The 17531-nt window shown below is 60.5% G+C and carries 12 protein-coding genes; 8 read left to right on the top strand and 4 right to left on the bottom strand.

What is annotated here, in order from left to right; genetic code table 11:
- Positions 1-51: 51 nt before the first annotated feature.
- Positions 52-3870 (bottom strand): Ig-like domain-containing protein, encoded by a 3819-nt coding sequence (locus K3752_RS18455; RefSeq protein ID WP_260066415.1) that lies wholly within the window; start codon positions 3868-3870, stop codon positions 52-54.
- A 253-nt stretch (positions 3871-4123) separates the two neighbouring features.
- Here K3752_RS18455 and K3752_RS18460 point away from each other — a divergent pair, with 253 nt between their 5' ends.
- Positions 4124-6145 carry a dockerin type I domain-containing protein gene (locus tag K3752_RS18460; RefSeq protein WP_260066416.1) on the top strand — a complete coding sequence of 674 codons (2022 nt, stop codon included), beginning with the start codon at positions 4124-4126 and terminating at the stop codon, positions 6143-6145.
- Positions 6146-6330: 185 nt separating this feature from the next.
- Here K3752_RS18460 and K3752_RS18465 read toward each other — a convergent pair whose 3' ends face one another.
- Positions 6331-7206 carry a MurR/RpiR family transcriptional regulator gene (locus tag K3752_RS18465; protein WP_093963099.1) on the bottom strand — a complete coding sequence of 292 codons (876 nt, stop codon included), beginning with the start codon at positions 7204-7206 and terminating at the stop codon, positions 6331-6333.
- Between the two features lie 104 nt (positions 7207-7310).
- Between K3752_RS18465 and K3752_RS18470 the strand changes: the two genes are divergently transcribed.
- The 7 genes from K3752_RS18470 (at position 7311) to K3752_RS18500 (ending at position 15186) form a co-directional block, all read left to right on the top strand.
- Entirely contained in the window at positions 7311-8096 is a 786-nt protein-coding gene (locus K3752_RS18470) for an N-formylglutamate amidohydrolase (protein WP_260066417.1), read from the top strand.
- 16 nt (positions 8097-8112) lie between these two features.
- Complete coding sequence (locus K3752_RS18475; protein ID WP_170365895.1) at positions 8113-8631, top strand: TRAP transporter small permease subunit; 519 nt, start codon at positions 8113-8115, stop codon at positions 8629-8631.
- Positions 8631-9956: a TRAP transporter large permease subunit gene (locus K3752_RS18480; protein ID WP_170369364.1), complete on the top strand. Its 1326-nt coding sequence runs from the start codon at positions 8631-8633 to the stop codon at positions 9954-9956. The genes K3752_RS18475 and K3752_RS18480 overlap by 1 nt, the downstream gene beginning before the upstream one ends.
- A gap of 70 nt (positions 9957-10026) precedes the next feature.
- Positions 10027-11058, top strand: a complete 1032-nt coding sequence (locus K3752_RS18485; RefSeq protein WP_093963096.1) for a TRAP transporter substrate-binding protein — start codon at positions 10027-10029, stop codon at positions 11056-11058.
- 86 nt (positions 11059-11144) lie between these two features.
- Positions 11145-12497 (top strand): glutamine synthetase family protein, encoded by a 1353-nt coding sequence (locus tag K3752_RS18490; RefSeq protein WP_260066421.1) that lies wholly within the window; start codon positions 11145-11147, stop codon positions 12495-12497.
- A gap of 94 nt (positions 12498-12591) precedes the next feature.
- Entirely contained in the window at positions 12592-13974 is a 1383-nt protein-coding gene (locus K3752_RS18495; protein ID WP_260066422.1) for an aldehyde dehydrogenase family protein, read from the top strand.
- A 66-nt stretch (positions 13975-14040) separates the two neighbouring features.
- The gene (locus K3752_RS18500; protein ID WP_260066424.1) at positions 14041-15186 is read left to right on the top strand and encodes an iron-containing alcohol dehydrogenase; all 1146 of its coding nucleotides are present in this window, start codon (positions 14041-14043) and stop codon (positions 15184-15186) included.
- Between the two features lie 43 nt (positions 15187-15229).
- Here K3752_RS18500 and K3752_RS18505 read toward each other — a convergent pair whose 3' ends face one another.
- Positions 15230-17197 carry a RiPP maturation radical SAM C-methyltransferase gene (locus K3752_RS18505; protein WP_260066426.1) on the bottom strand — a complete coding sequence of 656 codons (1968 nt, stop codon included), beginning with the start codon at positions 17195-17197 and terminating at the stop codon, positions 15230-15232.
- Positions 17198-17203: 6 nt separating this feature from the next.
- Positions 17204-17461 (bottom strand): Os1348 family NHLP clan protein, encoded by a 258-nt coding sequence (locus tag K3752_RS18510; protein WP_260066427.1) that lies wholly within the window; start codon positions 17459-17461, stop codon positions 17204-17206.
- Between the last annotated feature and the right edge of the window lie 70 nt (positions 17462-17531).

The following is a 17531-nucleotide window of genomic DNA, read 5'->3' on the forward strand; positions in this document are numbered from 1 at the left end:
GGTCCGTTAAGAAAGGGCCGGGGCGGCCCCACCTTTTCATGCTTGTCAGGATCAACTTGACGCGCCGGTCGGATCGGTATGCAGGATGTTGTCGCTGCTCAGACCGCTCAGATCACCTAGGTCGTCAAACTGCGCGACCGTGCTGACCGTGGCAGAGGTTGGGGCGGAATAGTCCACCTTGACCATCACACTGTCAGTTCCATCGCTGGCCAGCAGATAGATCTCATCTCCGGCTTGAGCCCCGGTAAGCGTTTCGGCGGCGGCTTCCAGAGTATCGGTTGTCAGATCGGTGAGTGTGGTTGTCAGCCCAACAAAACCTGTGTCGGCCGCGATCATGTCGCCGAGCGCCAGTGTTTCGACACCTGTTCCATCACCGCGAAGCGATGAGACATCCAACCCGCTGAACATAATGGCGTCGGCCATGTCGGCTGCAGGCCCCAGGGTGAAACCCGTTACGATGTCGGTGCCGTTGGCCGTCGGGTCCGCTTCGAAAACGATAAGATCTCGGCCAGCGCCGGACAGATCGATCACATCGTCGCCGTCCCCACCGCGGATGACATCGTCGATACCCGTGGCCGCCAATGTGTCTGCGCCTTCTGTTCCCAATACCCAACGGGTAGGGCCACCATCGGGCGTGTTGATCGTCAACTCGATCGGCTTCGTGGGGTCCAGCACCGTCATCGTGAACGTGACGACAGGCTGGGTCAGATCGCTGACGCTTGTTGCGGCCCCGGCAAAACCGATTTCCGCCGCCCCGTTCGGGTTTGCCAGAAACAGATCAAAATCGGTGTTTTCGACCTCGGATCCCGTGTCATAGGTCACGACCGCGGGGTCAAAACCCAAGTTGGCCGTGAAAGCAAACCCACTGGATATGTCCCGGTCCGCATCGGCATGTATTTCGAAAGTTATCGTCGACCCGCTGCGACCTGCCTCGGAGATGAAATAGGCCGCTGGAACGTGAGCCGTCGCCTGGTCTGTCGCGGGTAGGGGGTTCGGTCCTCCGGCAACCGTCGCTGAAACCGAAAAATCCAAAAGGTCACCCGCCGTTGTGCCCGAAAACGCCGTGGCAGGTGCGTTCAGGCTCCACGTGCCATTGGCCGCAACCGTGGCTGTTCCGACAGAGACCGAGTTCAGCATCACCTCAACGGTTTGTCCTGCGCCGAGACCTATGGATGAACCGCTGACCGTCAGGCCGCTGGATTGCGCGTCACTCAGCGAAACCGCGTCGTTGGTTCCGACCTCATTTAAGGTCAGGATGGGTCGGTAGTCGGTGGTCACCGAGGCTGCCGCCTGAGAAGCGGGGTTGCCAGCGATGTCCGAAACCGATGCGGTGATAGAATAGGTTGTTCCGTCGGAAAGCGCGTTGAGATCAGCTGTGGGAATGGTGGTCGACCAGACCCCACCCAAAGCGGTGGCAGTATAGGTCTGTCCGTTCAGCCCGACAGTAATGGTTTGCCCATCTTCGGCCGTCGTTGTCCCCGATACTGTCAGGTCGCTGTCCTTCTCGGTGACGTCTAGAACCGATCCAGTTCCCAGAGGGTTCAGTGAGATGGTCGGGGCGCTGAAATCGGTGTTGAACCCAGTCGAAGTCGTCTGTGTATTTCCGGCTGCGTCGCTGACTGACGCGGAAATCGTGTAGGATTCGGCATCTTGCAGGCCGCTCAGGTCTAGGGGTGAAGCGGTGTAGGTCCACGCGCCACCCGTCACTGTTGCGGTGCCTGAGACATCCACAGTCCCGTCCGCTCGTTGAACCTCGATCGAGACGACCGTTCCATCAGGCGCGTCGGAAATGCCAGAGACGGTCATTCCGCCGGATTGCTCTGCCAGGTTCATGGTGCCTTCGGCCGATACCGTCGAGATTGACAGAGTGGGGGCCGTAAAGTCCGTGTCGAAGCTGCCAGTGGCCTGTGCGGCCGGGTTCCCAGCAAGGTCCGAAACATCGGCGGTCACGGTGACGGTGGCACCGTCGGAGAGGCCGGCTAGATCGGCTGCGGGAACGCTGACACTCCAGTTTCCACCTGAAACGGTGGCGCTGTAGGTGTGGCCGTTCATTCCTATGGTCACGGTCTGGCCGTCTTCGGCGGTCGTCGTTCCGGATATGCTGAGGTTGGTTCCCTGTTCGACCGCGTTCATGACCACTCCGTCCGAAAACGTGTCGATGCTGATCGTTGGGGCGGTCGCGTGTTTGGAAACTCCTGCACTCGCCTGCGGGGCCACGAGGCCATCGGCATCCGTCACGTTGGCGGTGATGGTGAAAGTTGCGCCGTCGGCCAACGCAATCAAATCCGCGCTCGGCACGGTCACGCTCCACGTCCCTCCGGACACAGGGCCCGTGTAGGTCTGACCGTCCAAAGTTACCGTGACTGTCTGGCCATCGGTGACATTTCCGGTCGTGCCGCTGATCGTCAGATCCGCCCCGACTTCGGCTGCGTTCAACACCGCACCGACGGATAGAGGCGAAATCGAGATGGACGGTCCGCTCAGGTCCACGGGCACCGAAACCGCAGCAGGCGTGGCCGGGTTTCCGGCGGCATCGGCGATTGCGGCACTGATGCTGATGGGGCTGCCACTGACCAGAACGCCGAGGTCGGCTGCGGGAACTGTCACACTCCAAACACCGCCTGAGGCGATGCCGCTGTAAGTCTGGCCATTGAAGGTCAGCACAACCGGTTGGCCATCTTCGCCGGTCGTCGTGCCGGTAATCGTCAGGTCCGATCCGACGTCTACAAGGTCGATCTGGCCGCCTGCGACAGCGTCTATTGTTATGGCTGGGGCGGAAAAGTCAGTATCAAAGCTGTTGGTGGCTTGAGCCGCCGGATTGCCTGCCCGATCCACCACATCAGCGGTCACAGTGACGGTCGCGCCATCGGGCAGTGACGCCAGATCGGCGGCCGGAACCGTGACGCTCCAAGTGCCGCCGGACACTGTTGCGGTATAGATCTGACCGTTCAACCCCACAGTCACCATCTGACCGTTTTCCGCATCGGTCGTACCACTGATTTCCAGATCTGACGCGCTCTCGGCCGCATTCATGACCGCCCCGTGGGAAAATCCTGTGATCGCGATGTTCGGTGCGATGGTGTCGATGTTGTACGTGGCTGTTTCGACAGCGATCTCACCTCCGGCTCCATCCAGGTGTCGGATCGTCACGGATGTGACCCCCTGAGGCAACCCTGCCGCCTCGACCTGGCTCAGCGAAACGCTCCAACTGCCGTCCGGCCCCGCTGAAACGGTTTTGGTGACCGACCCGATGGTTACCTCGACCGAAACGGTGCCATCAGGTGCTGTCGCCTTGGCGGTGGTGCTGTTGAGCGAATTTCCCTGCAACTGTGACAGGTTCAGACTGGGCGGGCGTGGCGATTCCGCGGGCGTCGCGGCATCTTCGCCGCCACCGCCGCCAGCGGCGGCCGCACCGGCCAGACCCAAACCACCCAGCACCGCGCCTGCGGCTCCCATGCCGCCACCACCAGCTGCCGCTGCCCCGGCGGCTTCAGCGGCCACTGCAAGCTGCGCGACTTCAACGGCCACGTCTTCGGCAATCATGATCGAACCGTTTTCCAGAACGTGCACGTTTTCCGCGGAAACCAGGGCTGTGCGACCGTCCAAAAGCTTCAGTTGAACGTCGCCGTTTGGCAGCAGTTTGACCGACTGGACACCGGGCAGGACATCGGCAAACTGAAATGTGCTCAACTCCTCCTCAGTGGCTTGGGCCAGCGCCGGCAAGGCCAGAAGGGCAGAGGCCAAGCCACCGCCGACGCCCGATCCGGCCCATCGGCGCAGACGCGCTTTGACCCATTTGCGGACATGCTTCTCATGCCCTGCATCTGGTGAGTCCTTCTGGATGGAGACTTCGTGCGAAACAGGTTTCATCGTCATCATGTCCTCACAATTGGTGGCCGCGGATACCCGCGCGGCAAGACCGAAGAAGCCAAGTTCTGTTCTTCTTTCCTGCTGCCGAGTTATTCATGCGGTCGGACCCTGAAAAATTGAGTTAATCTGGAGCCGAATTCCTCGTTTTCACCACAATTTCGTTCTCGTCTTTGCCTTGGCACCGCGTCACCCTTGAAAGGACTGCCAGCGATGGCATTGGGGGTGATCTGAGTTGATGCTTCAGTTCGAAAGAGTGGTTGCAACGGGGAGTCCGGCGCTCGATTCAGGTATCGGCGATACGGCTTTAAAAACGCTTAACGGTGTTACGTATCTGTACAGCACGACCCGGGCTGGCGGCGGCATCGTGGTCTGGCAGCTTGTGGACGGTGGCGCTCCGCAATTCCACGACGATCAGTATTTCAGCGGCATCATATCGTTGCAGGTCGGCAGCCTTGGTGCTCTGGTCGTATTGGGCGCAAGCGACCTGTTGGCACTGGACGTCGATACAGCCACGGGCCTTGTCGGGTACGAGTTGAATACGGATGGCACGATCGGGGCGCTGCAGGAAACGGCGGCGATTCCCGGAGGCGGTGATGTCACCGCATTGGCCCAGTACTCGGTGGGGGCGGTCGACTACCTGACGGTGGCCCATCAGGACAGTGGGCTCATCGGCACCTACGTGGTGAACTCGAATGGTTCGCTTAGTCATGTGGGCTCGGTCGCGGGTAATGCCGGGGCGATGCAGACCGCGGCGGTGGGCAGCAACCAGTATGTCGTCACCGCCAATGCCGCCGACAATGCGATCCGGGTGTTCAGCGCCGATCAGGGAAGCGGGACGCTGATCGAAGTGGACAACACGACAACCCAAACGCTTGGGATCAGTTCTCCGACAGCGTTGGAAACCGTTGATGCGTATGGACACACCTGGATTCTGGTGGCCGGGTCCAGCAGCAACTCCATCAGTGTGATGGAGCTGCGCGCAGACGGAACACTAGTTCCACAGGATCATGCGTTGGACACGTTGGGTACCCGTTTTGGCGCAGTTCAGGACATGAAGGCCGTCGAAGTCGATGGACGTGTCTTTGTCGTTGCCGGTGGCGGAGATGACGGAGTGACCCTGCTGACGATGACCCCTGAAGGCAAGTTGATCTACCTGGACAGCTTTGCGGATACGGTGGATAGCGGTCTTCAGAATGTTGAGACCATCGAGGTGGCTCATGTTGGGGACGACCTTCAGATCTTTGTGGCATCGCAGCAGGATGCAGGGCTAACCCAGCTGACAGTGTCTTTGGACTCCTTGGGCAATGTCATCGAGGGGAATGGAATCGTAACCGGAACCGCTCAGGACGACATGCTGAGCGCAGGCGTCCTAGACACTGATTTGCAGGGCGGTGCCGGTGACGACATTCTGATTGCCGGTCGCAGTGAAACCACCATGCAGGGCGGTTCCGGCGCGGACATCTTCGTTATGCGGTTCGGCAGTGGATTGACGACGATCACGGATTTCGAGGCCGGAACTGATCGGTTGGATCTGTTCGACTACCCGATGTTGCGCAACCCCGGCCAGCTGACCGTGACGTCAACGGCACAAGGGGCTAGGATTGAGTTCATGGATGAAACCGTCGAGTTATTTTCGACCGACGGTGGCACACTCACCAGCGCCGAAATTTTCGGGTCCGGTTTTGAGGGGCCGGATCATATCCCCGTTGATTTTGGCGTGCTCACGGGGCCCGAGGCCTCGGCCGGTGTGACGGGTCCAATCACGGTAGAGTCTTCCGGTTCAAACCCCGCGCTGAGCGATGCTGAGATCGTGTTCACGCCAGTTGGAAACAGCCCGATATCGGTACAGGCCGACGATCAGGGCCAATTCGATCTTGATTTGCCATCAGGTTCGTTGTCGGGTGATGTGGACATCATCAAATCGTATTCCCACGCCAGCGGAGAGATCACGGCCCTGGATGCGCTGCAGGTTTTGCGGATAGCGGTCGGTTTGGGACCAACCTGGGGACCTGCAGCCCCCGAAAACCTCATCGCGGCCGATATCACCCAGGATGGCACCGTCAATGCAATGGATGCCCTGGCGATCCTGCAGGTTGCCGTTGGGTTGCCCACCGCACACGAGCCGGAATGGGTCTATCTGGACCAGAACGCCGATCTTTCCTCAATCACGCCCACGAATGTCGACTATCAAACCGGCGCTGCGGTTGCCGTCCTGAATGGGGTGTTCAGTGTGGACATGACGTCGGTCCTGCTTGGGAATCTCGAAGCGGTGTGAGCTGGCTATTCGCGGGAGGCAAAACGTGAGCCAAAAGGTATCGTGCCTTCTTGCAAACTCAGGCAAGTCTTAGCAGCACTGCCTAAGCTGGATTTCCTGGAGATTTCCCAATGACGTCTGCGATGGCGACCAAGCAGATGCGGCATTTACAACTAAAATCCGGCTTAAAGGCGGTGGTTTGTTCGTCACGCCTCGTGGCTGCGGAAAATCCGTGTGGTCGAGAAATAGCGTTCCAACTCCTCGATACGCTCTTTGCTTTCTTCCCAGCGTGCTTCCTGAACCTCGGCGATCAGGGTTTCCGAAATGAGTTGAAGTGCGATCGTTGAATCCCAACTTGATGGAGCTTCGACCAGAGCGTGAAAGGTATAGTTGGCCGATTTGCCGATGGGCGACCCCCATTGGTCGGTGAACAGCACGACGGTCACCCCGCGATCGGACGCAACCTGTGCCAGCTTTTCCAGATGCGCCTCGTAGCGACGGATGTCGAAGATGACCAGAACCGAGCTTTCGTCCATGTCCAGCAGGTATTGCGGCCATACGTTGGCCGAGTTGCCCAGCATGGTCACGTTGGGCCGGATGATCTGCATGTGGTTGAACAGATAGTCGGCGTTCGAGCGGGTGATGCGGCCGCCCACGACATACAAATGGCGCTCGGTATCGGCCAGCAACTGGGCTACCGCGTCGAACATCGACTTGTCCAGCCGCTCCAGCGTGTGGCGCATATTGGTCCATACGGCTTGGGCAAAACGCGTGATCGGATGTTCGGTTTCATCATCCACGATCCAGGCGTCGCGTTTCGAGATCGGCTTTTGGATTTGTGCCGCGACTTCTTCGCGCAGCGCCTCCTGCAGCGCTGGAAACCCATCGAAACCCAGTTTTCGCGCCATTCGAATGACCGTTGGGGTGGACACTTGAGCCGCCGCCGCCAGCTTGGTGATCGATTGCAGCCCACCCATCGGATAATCCTGCAACAGGACCGATCCCAGCTGCCGTTCCGAGCGGGTCAGGCCTTCAAGTTCGTCCTGAATGCGTTGTTTGACCGTTTTGGCGACAGAGGCCATCGGCGCCCTCATATTATTCAATTTGCTACAGGATATGAGTGATTGTAATTTTGTCTACAGAAATTTTCTTGACAGGTCCAAGGCCGCTGTAACAAATGCTACGCATGCAGTCCAAGACCGAGTCATCCCTGTTATCCCCGCTGGAAGCGCCCGCCGCACGTGTGTTGAACGCGCGAGGAACGGCACGCGCTGTTCTGGTGTGCGAACACGCAAGCCGATTCATTCCTGTGGCTTTGGATGGGCTGGGATTGGACGACGTGGCGGCCCGCTCACACGCGGCCTGGGATATCGGGGCGCTGGAGGTTGCGGTTGAACTGGCCGGCGCCTTGGATGCGCCTCTCGTACACTCGCGAGTCAGTCGGCTGGTCTATGACTGCAATCGTCCGCCCGAACGGGAAGACTCGATGCCGCCGCGCAGCGAGGTGTTTGCTGTGCCCGGCAATCAGGGTCTGACGGCGGAACAGCGCGCCCAGCGAGTTCGCGACATTTATGAACCGTTCCGGTGTCTCTTGTCGCAAACGCTGGACCGCCGCCCAGAACCGCCTGTTCTGATTACGATCCACAGTTTCACACCAATCTACAACGGCAAGACCCGGGCGGTCGAACTGGGGATTTTGCATGACTCTGATGACCGTGCGGCTCAGGTCATGCTGAACCATGCAGCGCATTGCGGGCTGAGAGTGGCGTTGAACGAACCCTATTCGCCAGAGGATGGTGTCACGCACACCCTGCGCGAGCACGGTATCGTGCGGGGCTTGCCCAACGTGATGATCGAGATCCGCAATGATCTGATCGACACGCCGACCGGGGTCAATCGGATCGTGGGGCTATTGACGCCAATACTGGCCGCCACGGTCGAAACCTTTTCCGACGCAGGGCAGAACACATGAGGACAGGGGTGCAGGTATGAGCTTCATGCGGGGATATATTGCGGTCATTGACCGCATGAACCGCTGGATCGGGCGGGTCGTCATGTACGGCATCTTCGTGATGATGGGCATCCTGCTGTGGTCGTCGATCTCGAAGACCTTTTTCCTTCCGTCGCTCTGGACGCTCGAAGTCGCGCAGTTTGCGATGGTCGCCTATTACATCCTGGGCGGGCCGTATTCGATCCAGATGGGTTCGAACGTGCGGATGGACCTGCTGTACAGCGAATGGTCGCACCGGCGGCGGGCCTGGACCGATGCGATCACCGTTCTGTTTCTGATCTTCTACCTCGGCGTGATGATCTATGGCGGCTTCGACTCGCTCAGCTATTCCCTGCAATATGGCGAGCGCAGCCCGACCGCGTGGCGCCCCTATCTGTGGCCGATCAAGGTGATCATGGTCGTGGGGCTGATCCTGATGCTGCTGCAGGCCATTTCCGAACTGTTCAAAGATATTCTGCGCCTCAAGGGCGATGACATCCCGCGCGAGGTGATCTGATGTCGTATGAGTTGATCGCCATCCTGATGTTCTCGACCATGATGCTGATGCTGCTGACCGGTCAGCGCGTGTTCGGTGCCATCGGTTTCGTGGCCGTGGTGGCGGCGCTGCTGCTATGGGGCGACCGCGGCGGCTATGACATCGGGTTTTCGGCCGCGATGAAGCTGATGAAATGGTACCCGCTGCTGACGCTGCCGATGTTCATCTTCATGGGATATGTTCTGGCCGAGTCCAAAATCGCTGACGACCTGTACAAGATGTTTCATGTCTGGATGGGTGGACTGAATGGCGGGCTGGCCATCGGAACGATCGGGCTGATGGTGTTGATTTCGGCGATGAACGGGCTGAGCGTGGCAGGCATGGCGATCGGGGCCACCATCGCGCTGCCCGAGCTGCTCAAACGCGGCTATGATAAGAAGATGGTGACCGGAGTGATCCAGGCCGGGTCATCGCTGGGCATTCTCGTGCCGCCGTCGGTGGTGCTGGTTCTTTATGCGATGATCGCGCGTCAGCCGGTGGGGCAGCTGTGGTTGGCGGGCATCCTGCCGGGCCTGATGATGGCGGGGATGTTCATCCTGTACATCGTGATCCGCTGCCGGATAAACCCGGAACTCGGCCCGGCCCTGTCGAAGGAAGAGCGCGACGTGCCGATGGCGGAAAAGTTGCGGCTGCTGCGCGCGGGACTGCTGCCGCTGGCGATTTTCGCGGCGATGATGGTGCCCTTCGTCAATGGCTGGACCTCGCTGGTCGAAAGCTCTGCCATCGGCGCGCTGACGGCTTTTGCCGCCGCCGTGCTGAAAGGGCGGATGACGCGCAAGGTGTTTGAGGTCTCGGTGCGCTCGACCCTGGGCATCACCTGCATGTTCATGTGGATCATCCTGGCCGCGCTGGCCTTTGGTGCGGTGTTCGATGGGCTGGGCGCCGTGCGCGCGATCGAGACCCTGTTCACCGAACGGCTGGGTCTGAACCCCTGGGTGATCCTGATCCTGATGCAGTTGAGCTTCATCCTGATGGGCACCTTCCTGGACGACACCGCGATGCTGGTGATCGTGGCGCCGCTCTATGTGCCGCTGGTGGGGGAACTGGGCTTTGACCTGATCTGGTACGGGGTGCTGTACACGATCACCACGCAGATCGCTTATATGACGCCGCCCTTCGGCTATAACCTGTTCCTGATGCGGGCGATGGCCCCGCCCGAGATTTCGCTGCGCGACATCTACGGCTCGATCCTGCCCTTCGTGATGGTGATGACGCTGGCGCTGGCCATCATCATGACCTTCCCGCAGATCGCGCTGTGGCTGCCCGACTACATCTACAACAAATGACCCCGGACATACCGGGGCACCTGCGAGAGGTTGGTCTCTCGCCCATCGAAACCGACAACGGAGAGAGAAGATGACGAACAGACGCACATTCCTGAAAGGGGCCGCCGCTGCCCCGGCAGCCGCGCTGGCCACCCCGGCGCTTGCGCAATCCACGATCCGCTGGCGCATGCAGACCTATGCCGGCCCCGCGCTGGCCGAGCATGTGATCGACCCGGCCATCAAGATGTTCAACCAGATCGCCGGCGACCGGATGCAGATCGAGCTGTTCTATGCAGACCAGCTGGTGCCCACGGGCGAGCTGTTCCGCGCCATGCAGCGCGGCACGATCGACGCGGTGCAGTCGGATGACGACTCAATGGCCTCGCCCACCGAAGTAACCGTGTTCGGCGGCTATTTCCCGTTTGCGTCGCGCTATTCGCTGGATGTTCCCGTCCTGTTCAACCAGTACGGTCTGAACGAGATATGGGACGAAGAGTATTCCAAGGTGGGCGTCAAGCACATCTCGGCCGGTGCGTGGGATCCGTGCCATTTCGCCACCAAGGACCCGATCAACAGCCTGGCGGACCTTCAGGGCAAGCGGGTCTTCACCTTCCCGACGGCGGGCCGGTTCCTGTCGCAGTTCGGCGTGGTCCCGGTGACCTTGCCGTGGGAGGACATCGAGGTCGCCGTGCAGACCGGCGAGCTGGACGGCATCGCGTGGTCGGGCATCACCGAGGACTACACCGTCGGCTGGGCGGATGTGACCAACTACTTCCTGACCAACAACATCTCGGGCGCCTGGGCAGGGTCGTTCTTTGCCAACATGGACCGTTGGAACGAACTGCCCGAAGATCTGCAGACCCTGTTCCGCGTCTGCACCGACCAGTCGCATTACTACCGCCAGTGGTGGTATTGGGGCGGCGAGGCATCGCTGCGCGTGAATGGTGACAAGATGAAGCTGACCTCGATCCCGGATGAAGAATGGGCGCAGGTCGAAGCCGCCGCAGTGGCCTTCTGGGATGAGATTGCAGCCGAGTCCGAGACCAAGGCGAAGGTTGTCGAGATCATCAAGAAGTACAATGCCGACATGCAAAAGGCTGGCCGTCCCTACCGGTACGGCTAAGGTGAAACCGGCCTGCCCTCATACCGGGGGCAGGCCGTCGAAAACGTCAGTCCGGCAGGTGGCGCCGGCGCAGAAATAGGTGGCTCATGCTCAACTTCGACACGCTCAAGACCCAAGTTGCCGAAGGCTCGGTCGATACGGTTCTGGTCTGCATGGTGGACATGCAGGGCCGCTTGATGGGCAAACGATTCCACGCCGGTCATTTCGTGGCCGGGGCTTGGGAAGAAACCCATTGCTGCAACTACCTGCTGGCCACCGATCTCGAGATGGCGACGCCGGACGGCTATGCCTCGACCAGCTGGGAGCGCGGCTATGGCGACTATGTCATGAAGCCCGACCTCAGCACCCTGCGCCCGGTGCCGTGGCTGGAGGGCACGGTGATGGTGATGTGCGACGTGCTGGATCACCACACGCACGAGGAGGTGCCGCACGCGCCTCGGTCAATTTTAAAGAAGCAGGTCAACCGGCTGCAGGCCATGGGCTATGACGCGATGTGCGCCACCGAGCTGGAGTTTTTCCTCTTTGAGAAGAGCTTTGACCAGATACGCAAGGAAGGTTTCCGCGATCTGGAACCGATCTCGGGCTACAACGAGGATTACCACATCCTGCAGACCACCAAGGAAGAGCATGTGATGCGGCCGATCCGCAATCACCTGTGGGATGCGGGCATTCCGGTCGAAAATTCCAAGGGCGAGGCCGAGGCCGGGCAGGAAGAACTGAACATCAAATACGCCCCGGCCATGCAGACGGCCGAGTATCACTCGATCGCCAAGAACGCGGTCAAGGAGATCGCGTGGCAGCACGGCCATGCAGCGACCTTCCTGCCGAAATGGCATCATGACCGGGTCGGGAGTTCGTCGCATGTGCATCAGTCGCTGTGGACGGACGGGCAACCGGCATTTTTTGACAAGGCCGATCCGCTGGGCATGTCGGCCCTGATGAAAAACTACATGGCGGGCCTGCTGAAATACGCGCCCGACTATACCTGTTTCATGGCACCCTACATCAACAGCTACAAGCGGTTCATGAAGGGCACCTTTGCGCCGACGCGGATCATCTGGTCGGTGGACAACCGCACCGCGGGGTTCCGGCTGTGCGGGGATGGCACCAAGGCGGTGCGGGTGGAGTGCCGGATTCCGGGTTCGGACATGAACCCCTATCTGGCCATCGCGGGCATGCTGGCCGCAGGGATCGCGGGCATCGAGGAGGGGCTCGAGCTGCAGCCGCCGACCAAGGGCGATGTCTATCAGGGGGCTACGGGCATGATTCCGGGCAACCTGCGTGCGGCGCGGGACGCGTTGCATGGGTCGTCCATGCTGCGGGCGGCCATGGGAGATGACGTGGTGGATCACTATGTCCGCGCCGCCGAGGTCGAGATCGAGGAATTCGAGCGCGTGGTGACCGATTGGGAGATTGCCCGCGGGTTCGAGCGGGCGTAGAGGGCGGATGTGAGGGGCCAGCCCCTCACGCTCCCCGGGATATTTTTGGCCAGATGAAGCAGCGGGCCTGCTTTGCTTGAGGATGGAGTGACCAATGGGTCAGGTGTTGAAATGTATCTCGCCGATCGACGGATCGGTGTTTGCCGAGCGGGACACGCTGGATCGTGACGCGGCATTTGCCGCAGCGGGCCGGGCGCGGGCGGCGCAGGCGGATTGGGCCGCGCGGCCCCTGCAGGAGCGCATCGATCTGGTGATGGCCGGCGTTGCCGCCGTGGGTGCGATGAATGACGAGATCGTGCCGGAACTGGCCCGGATGATGGGGCGGCCGGTGCGTTATGGCGGCGAGTTCGGCGGTTTCAGCGAACGCGCGACCTATATGGCGGGCATCGCGCGCGATGCGCTTGCCGATATTGCCGTGGGCGAGGACGAGACGTTCAAGCGATACATCAAGCGCGTGCCGCATGGCGTGGTGTTCGTCGTGGCGCCCTGGAACTATCCGTACATGACGGCGATCAACACTGTGGCGCCGGCCTTGATCGCGGGCAATACGGTTGTGCTGAAACATGCCACGCAGACCTTGTTGGTGGGCGAGCGGATGGTGCGGGCCTTCCACTCGGCTGGCGTGCCCGAGGACGTGTTCCAGAACCTGTTCCTGAGCCATGACGTGACCAACGATCTGATTGCCGGCAAGGCGTTCGATTTCGTGAATTTTACCGGCTCGGTCGCCGGAGGGCAGGCGATGGAGCGGGCGGCGGCCGGTACCTTTACCCCCGTCAGCACCGAGTTGGGGGGCAAGGACCCGGGCTATGTCATGGAGGACGCCGATCTGGACGCGGCGGTCGACACGCTGATCGACGGGGCCATGTTCAACTCGGGCCAGTGCTGCTGCGGGATCGAGCGGATCTATGTGCATGAAAGCCTGTATGACGATTTCGTCGCCAAGGCGGTCGAGATCGTCAGGGGCTACAAGCTGGGCAACCCGCTGGATCCGGAGACGACGCTGGGGCCGATGGCCAACGTGCGTTTTGCCGACGAGGTGCGCGCCCAGATCGCCGAGGCCGTGGCCGGCGGTGCAGTGGCGCATATCGAGACCTTTGCTGGAGATGACGGCGGCGCCTATCTGACGCCGCAGATCCTGACCAACGTCACGCACGACATGCGCGTGATGCGCGACGAAAGCTTCGGCCCGGTCGTGGGGATCATGAAGGTGTCTTCGGATGACGAGGCCATTGCCTTGATGAACGACAGCGAATTTGGCCTGACCGCCTCGCTGTGGACGCGCGATGTGGCGCGGGCCGAACGCATCGGAGACCGGATCGAAACCGGAACCGTGTTCATGAACCGGGCCGACTATCTGGACCCGGGTCTGTGCTGGACCGGCTGCAAGAATACCGGTCGTGGCGGCGGCCTGTCGATCATCGGATATCACAACCTGACACGTCCCAAATCCTACCACCTGAAAAAGGTGACGGGCTGAGGACGATTTGCCTGCCCCGGACCGACCCCCTCGCCGGGGCAGGCCTTAGACACAAGGAAAACTGACATGAGTCTTGTTGGAAACTGGTCCTATCCGACCACGATAAAATTCGGCGCGGGCCGCATCAAGGAACTGCCCGAGGCCTGCGCGGCGGCTGGGATCAAGCGCCCGCTGCTGGTGACCGACCGCGGCCTTGCCGATCTGCCGATCACCGCCGCGACGCTAGACATTCTTGAGGCCGCCGGGCTGGGCCGGGGCCTGTTCAGCGAGGTCGATCCGAACCCGAATGAAAAGAACCTCGAGGCCGGTGTGGCCGCCTACAAGGCGGGTGAACATGACGGTGTGATCGCGTTTGGCGGTGGTTCGGGGCTGGATCTGGGCAAGATGGTTGCCTTCATGGCCGGTCAGACTCGCCCGGTCTGGGATTTCGAGGACATTGGCGATTGGTGGACCCGCGCGGATGCCGAGGCGATCGCACCGATCATCGCGGTGCCGACGACGGCCGGCACCGGCTCGGAAGTCGGCCGCGCCAGCGTCATCACCAATTCGGAAACCCATGCCAAGAAGATCATCTTCCACCCCAAGGTGCTGCCGACCGTGGTGATCTGCGACCCTGAACTGACCGTGGGCATGCCGAAATTCATCACCGCCGGGACCGGACTGGATGCGTTCGCGCATTGTGTCGAGGCCTATTCCAGCCCGCATTACCACCCGATGAGCCAGGGCATCGCGCTGGAAGGGATGCGGCTGGTCAAGGAGTACCTGCCGCGCGCCTATGCGGACGGCACCGACATCGACGCCCGCGCCCAGACGATGAGCGCGGCCGCCATGGGTGCAACGGCTTTCCAGAAGGGGCTGGGCGCGATCCACGCCATGAGCCACCCGATCGGCGCGGTGTTCAACACCCATCACGGCACCACCAACGCGGTCTGCATGCCTGCGGTTCTGGAGTTCCATGCGCCTGTAATCGCCGACCGGTTCGAAGCAGCCGCAGCCTATCTGGGCATTTCGGGCGGGTTCGACGGATTCCGGGCCTTCGTGCAGGAGTTCAACGACTCGCTGGGCATCCCGCGCAAGCTGTCCGATCTGGGCGTGACCGAGGATGCGATCCCGGAGCTGGTCAAAGGTGCGATTATTGACCCTTCGTGCGGTGGCAACCCCATCGAGTTGACCGAGGAAAACCTGACCGGATTGTTCAGGGCTGCTCTTTAAGTGTTAGTCGGATCCGGGGAATTGATACGCTCCGGGTCCGGTCTCATTCCGCGGGTTGTGGTCCCACTACCTGTGCACTTGTGAATTCTGCTGGAAATTGAGCGGCGAAAGCACGTTCTGGCTCATTGCGGATCTCGGACCAGGTCGGCGCCCGCTGGAAGCCAGGCGATCTGAGGGCCAGGGACAGCACGGATTTGTCCTCGACATATATTAGCCCAAGCTTCTCAAGGCGGTCCATCGCGGCTTCAAAAGCGTCCACCCCGCACAAGTCGGATACCTGATCACCAAGAAGCGCCCTGCCGATGATCACTGGACTCAGGTCAAGGATGGCCCGAGCCGCATCGTCCAATTGGTGAACAACGCGTTTGCCTGACGCTCGCCGGTCGATCACCGTGTTGCCCTCGACGTAGAGGGCTGACGTACCGGCCTCGCTTTGCCATGCAGAAAGAGCATCCAGCGTCGACGCCGCGCGCTGCGCTGGCGGGCTTGGACCGTTGTCGACGATGTCGAAATGGTAGGCGAAATTCCAGACTTCTTCGGGCGGCAGGTCGAATATGAAGGAATACGGCTTCGCCGGTTCGACTTCGACCCCAAATGCTTCGGGGTGTTCAAAATACGGGCTGAACCGATCCGCTCGCACCGGTCCAATCGAGCCGGGTGGTTGCAGGTGATGCAGCAGCGGAATGAGCTTTGCCATCCGTTCGAAGGCTTCGGGGCTTCCTCCGGGAAACCCGTAGAGGAAACACCACTCGACAAAAACTCCGGCCTCGGCACACAGTTTCAGCGTCTGGATGTTCTGAATTCCGCTTACCCCTTTTCTCATATGCGCAAGGGTCGGAGTATCGAAGGTCTCGATGCCCGGCTGGATCTTTCGAACGCCGGCGTCGGCCAGACGAGCGATCACGGTCGGCGAGAGGTTCGATTTGACCTCGTAATGCATCAGGAATGGTCTCGTGTCCTGCGCAAGTTTCGGGATCAGGGTCTTGAGGTAGCGGTGATCCAGAATGTTGTCGACCACGACAAGATCCGGGCCATAGAGATCGGCAAGCGTGCAGAATTCGGCATAAGCCCGCTCGGCTGACTTGCTCCGGTAGGTCATCGATTGGCCGTTCAGCCCGCAGAAAGTGCAATGGTGTTTCGCTCCCCACCAGCAGCCACGCGATGTTTCGATCGTAGCAGATGGCACAAGGCGCTCTGATAGTCCCGCAGTGTTTTGAAATTGATCAAAGAAGGCGTTGAAGTCCGGTATGGGCAGCTTGTCCAGATCCGTGGTCAGGCGCGGTCGAGACTCCTCCAGCGGGTTATCCAATTGGCTCCGGTTCAGAAACCCCTCGACCACGGGCAAGGGTCTGCTGGGCTTCAGAGCTTTCAGAAACTCGGGAAAGGCATGGTCGCCCTCGCCTATGCAAACCGCGTCCAGTTCAGGATGCGCCTGCAAAAGCGCGCGCCCGAGCGGCCCCTCGCAGTTGGCGCCGCCCATGACGATGATCACGTCGGTTGACCGTTTCCGCACAGCCCGGGCCAGTGCGATCGAGGCCATGACCTGTTGGAACGACGACGTAATCCCGATCACGGTCGGGTTCTGTTCCATCACCTCATCGGCGCAACGTTCGACGAATGCTCCGGCTTGCTTTCGGGCGGCAATGGCGTTTTGCATGAACGCCAGCCACTCGACTCCGGACACATAGTCACCAAGCACCGTGGTCAGGTAGTCCATCGCGTCCAGATCGCTGCGCGGGTAGATAAGATCGCTGAATATCCATTCACCCAGCAGCGCCTGATAGCAGCGGCCATCAGACAGCATGAAATACTCATCGAGGCCGATCGCCTCGGCATAGTCGAAGCTGAAGTACTTCTCGGTCGTCGCAAAGTCGTTGTCCCGCGCCAGCTGCGCAAGAAGAGACATCCCAAGCCCGGGATGTTGCAGCGAAGAAAACGGCATGGACACCAGACACAGCTTATGCAGAGCTGCGCCTTGGTCCTGACTGGAGACGACCGCGCTTTCGCTCATGCGAAGTTACGCGCAGCGGGGCCGGATCACACCGTCGGACGTATCTTCGTAGGCATTCTTGATGTCTTGCATCGCCGACTTCAGGTCGGATTCACCGGAAAAGACGTTCCCAATCGCGGCCAACAGCTTGCGCGCCTCGCCATCCTGATCGAGCGAGATTCCCAAGCGGTTTACTACGCCTTCGGGGTTGTCGATGAATTCTTTTCGAAAGGCCTCGTCAAGGATGCCGCGGCCAATGATCTGCTGAACATCTTCCAGGGTCAAACCCCGAGTATGGTGGTCACTCATAATTGTTCCTTTCGCAATACAAGGCCAATTGTTAATAGTTTTTTTA

Source organism: Ruegeria sp. B32 (genome assembly GCF_025141855.1).
Taxonomy (GTDB): Bacteria; Pseudomonadota; Alphaproteobacteria; order Rhodobacterales; family Rhodobacteraceae; genus Ruegeria; species Ruegeria arenilitoris.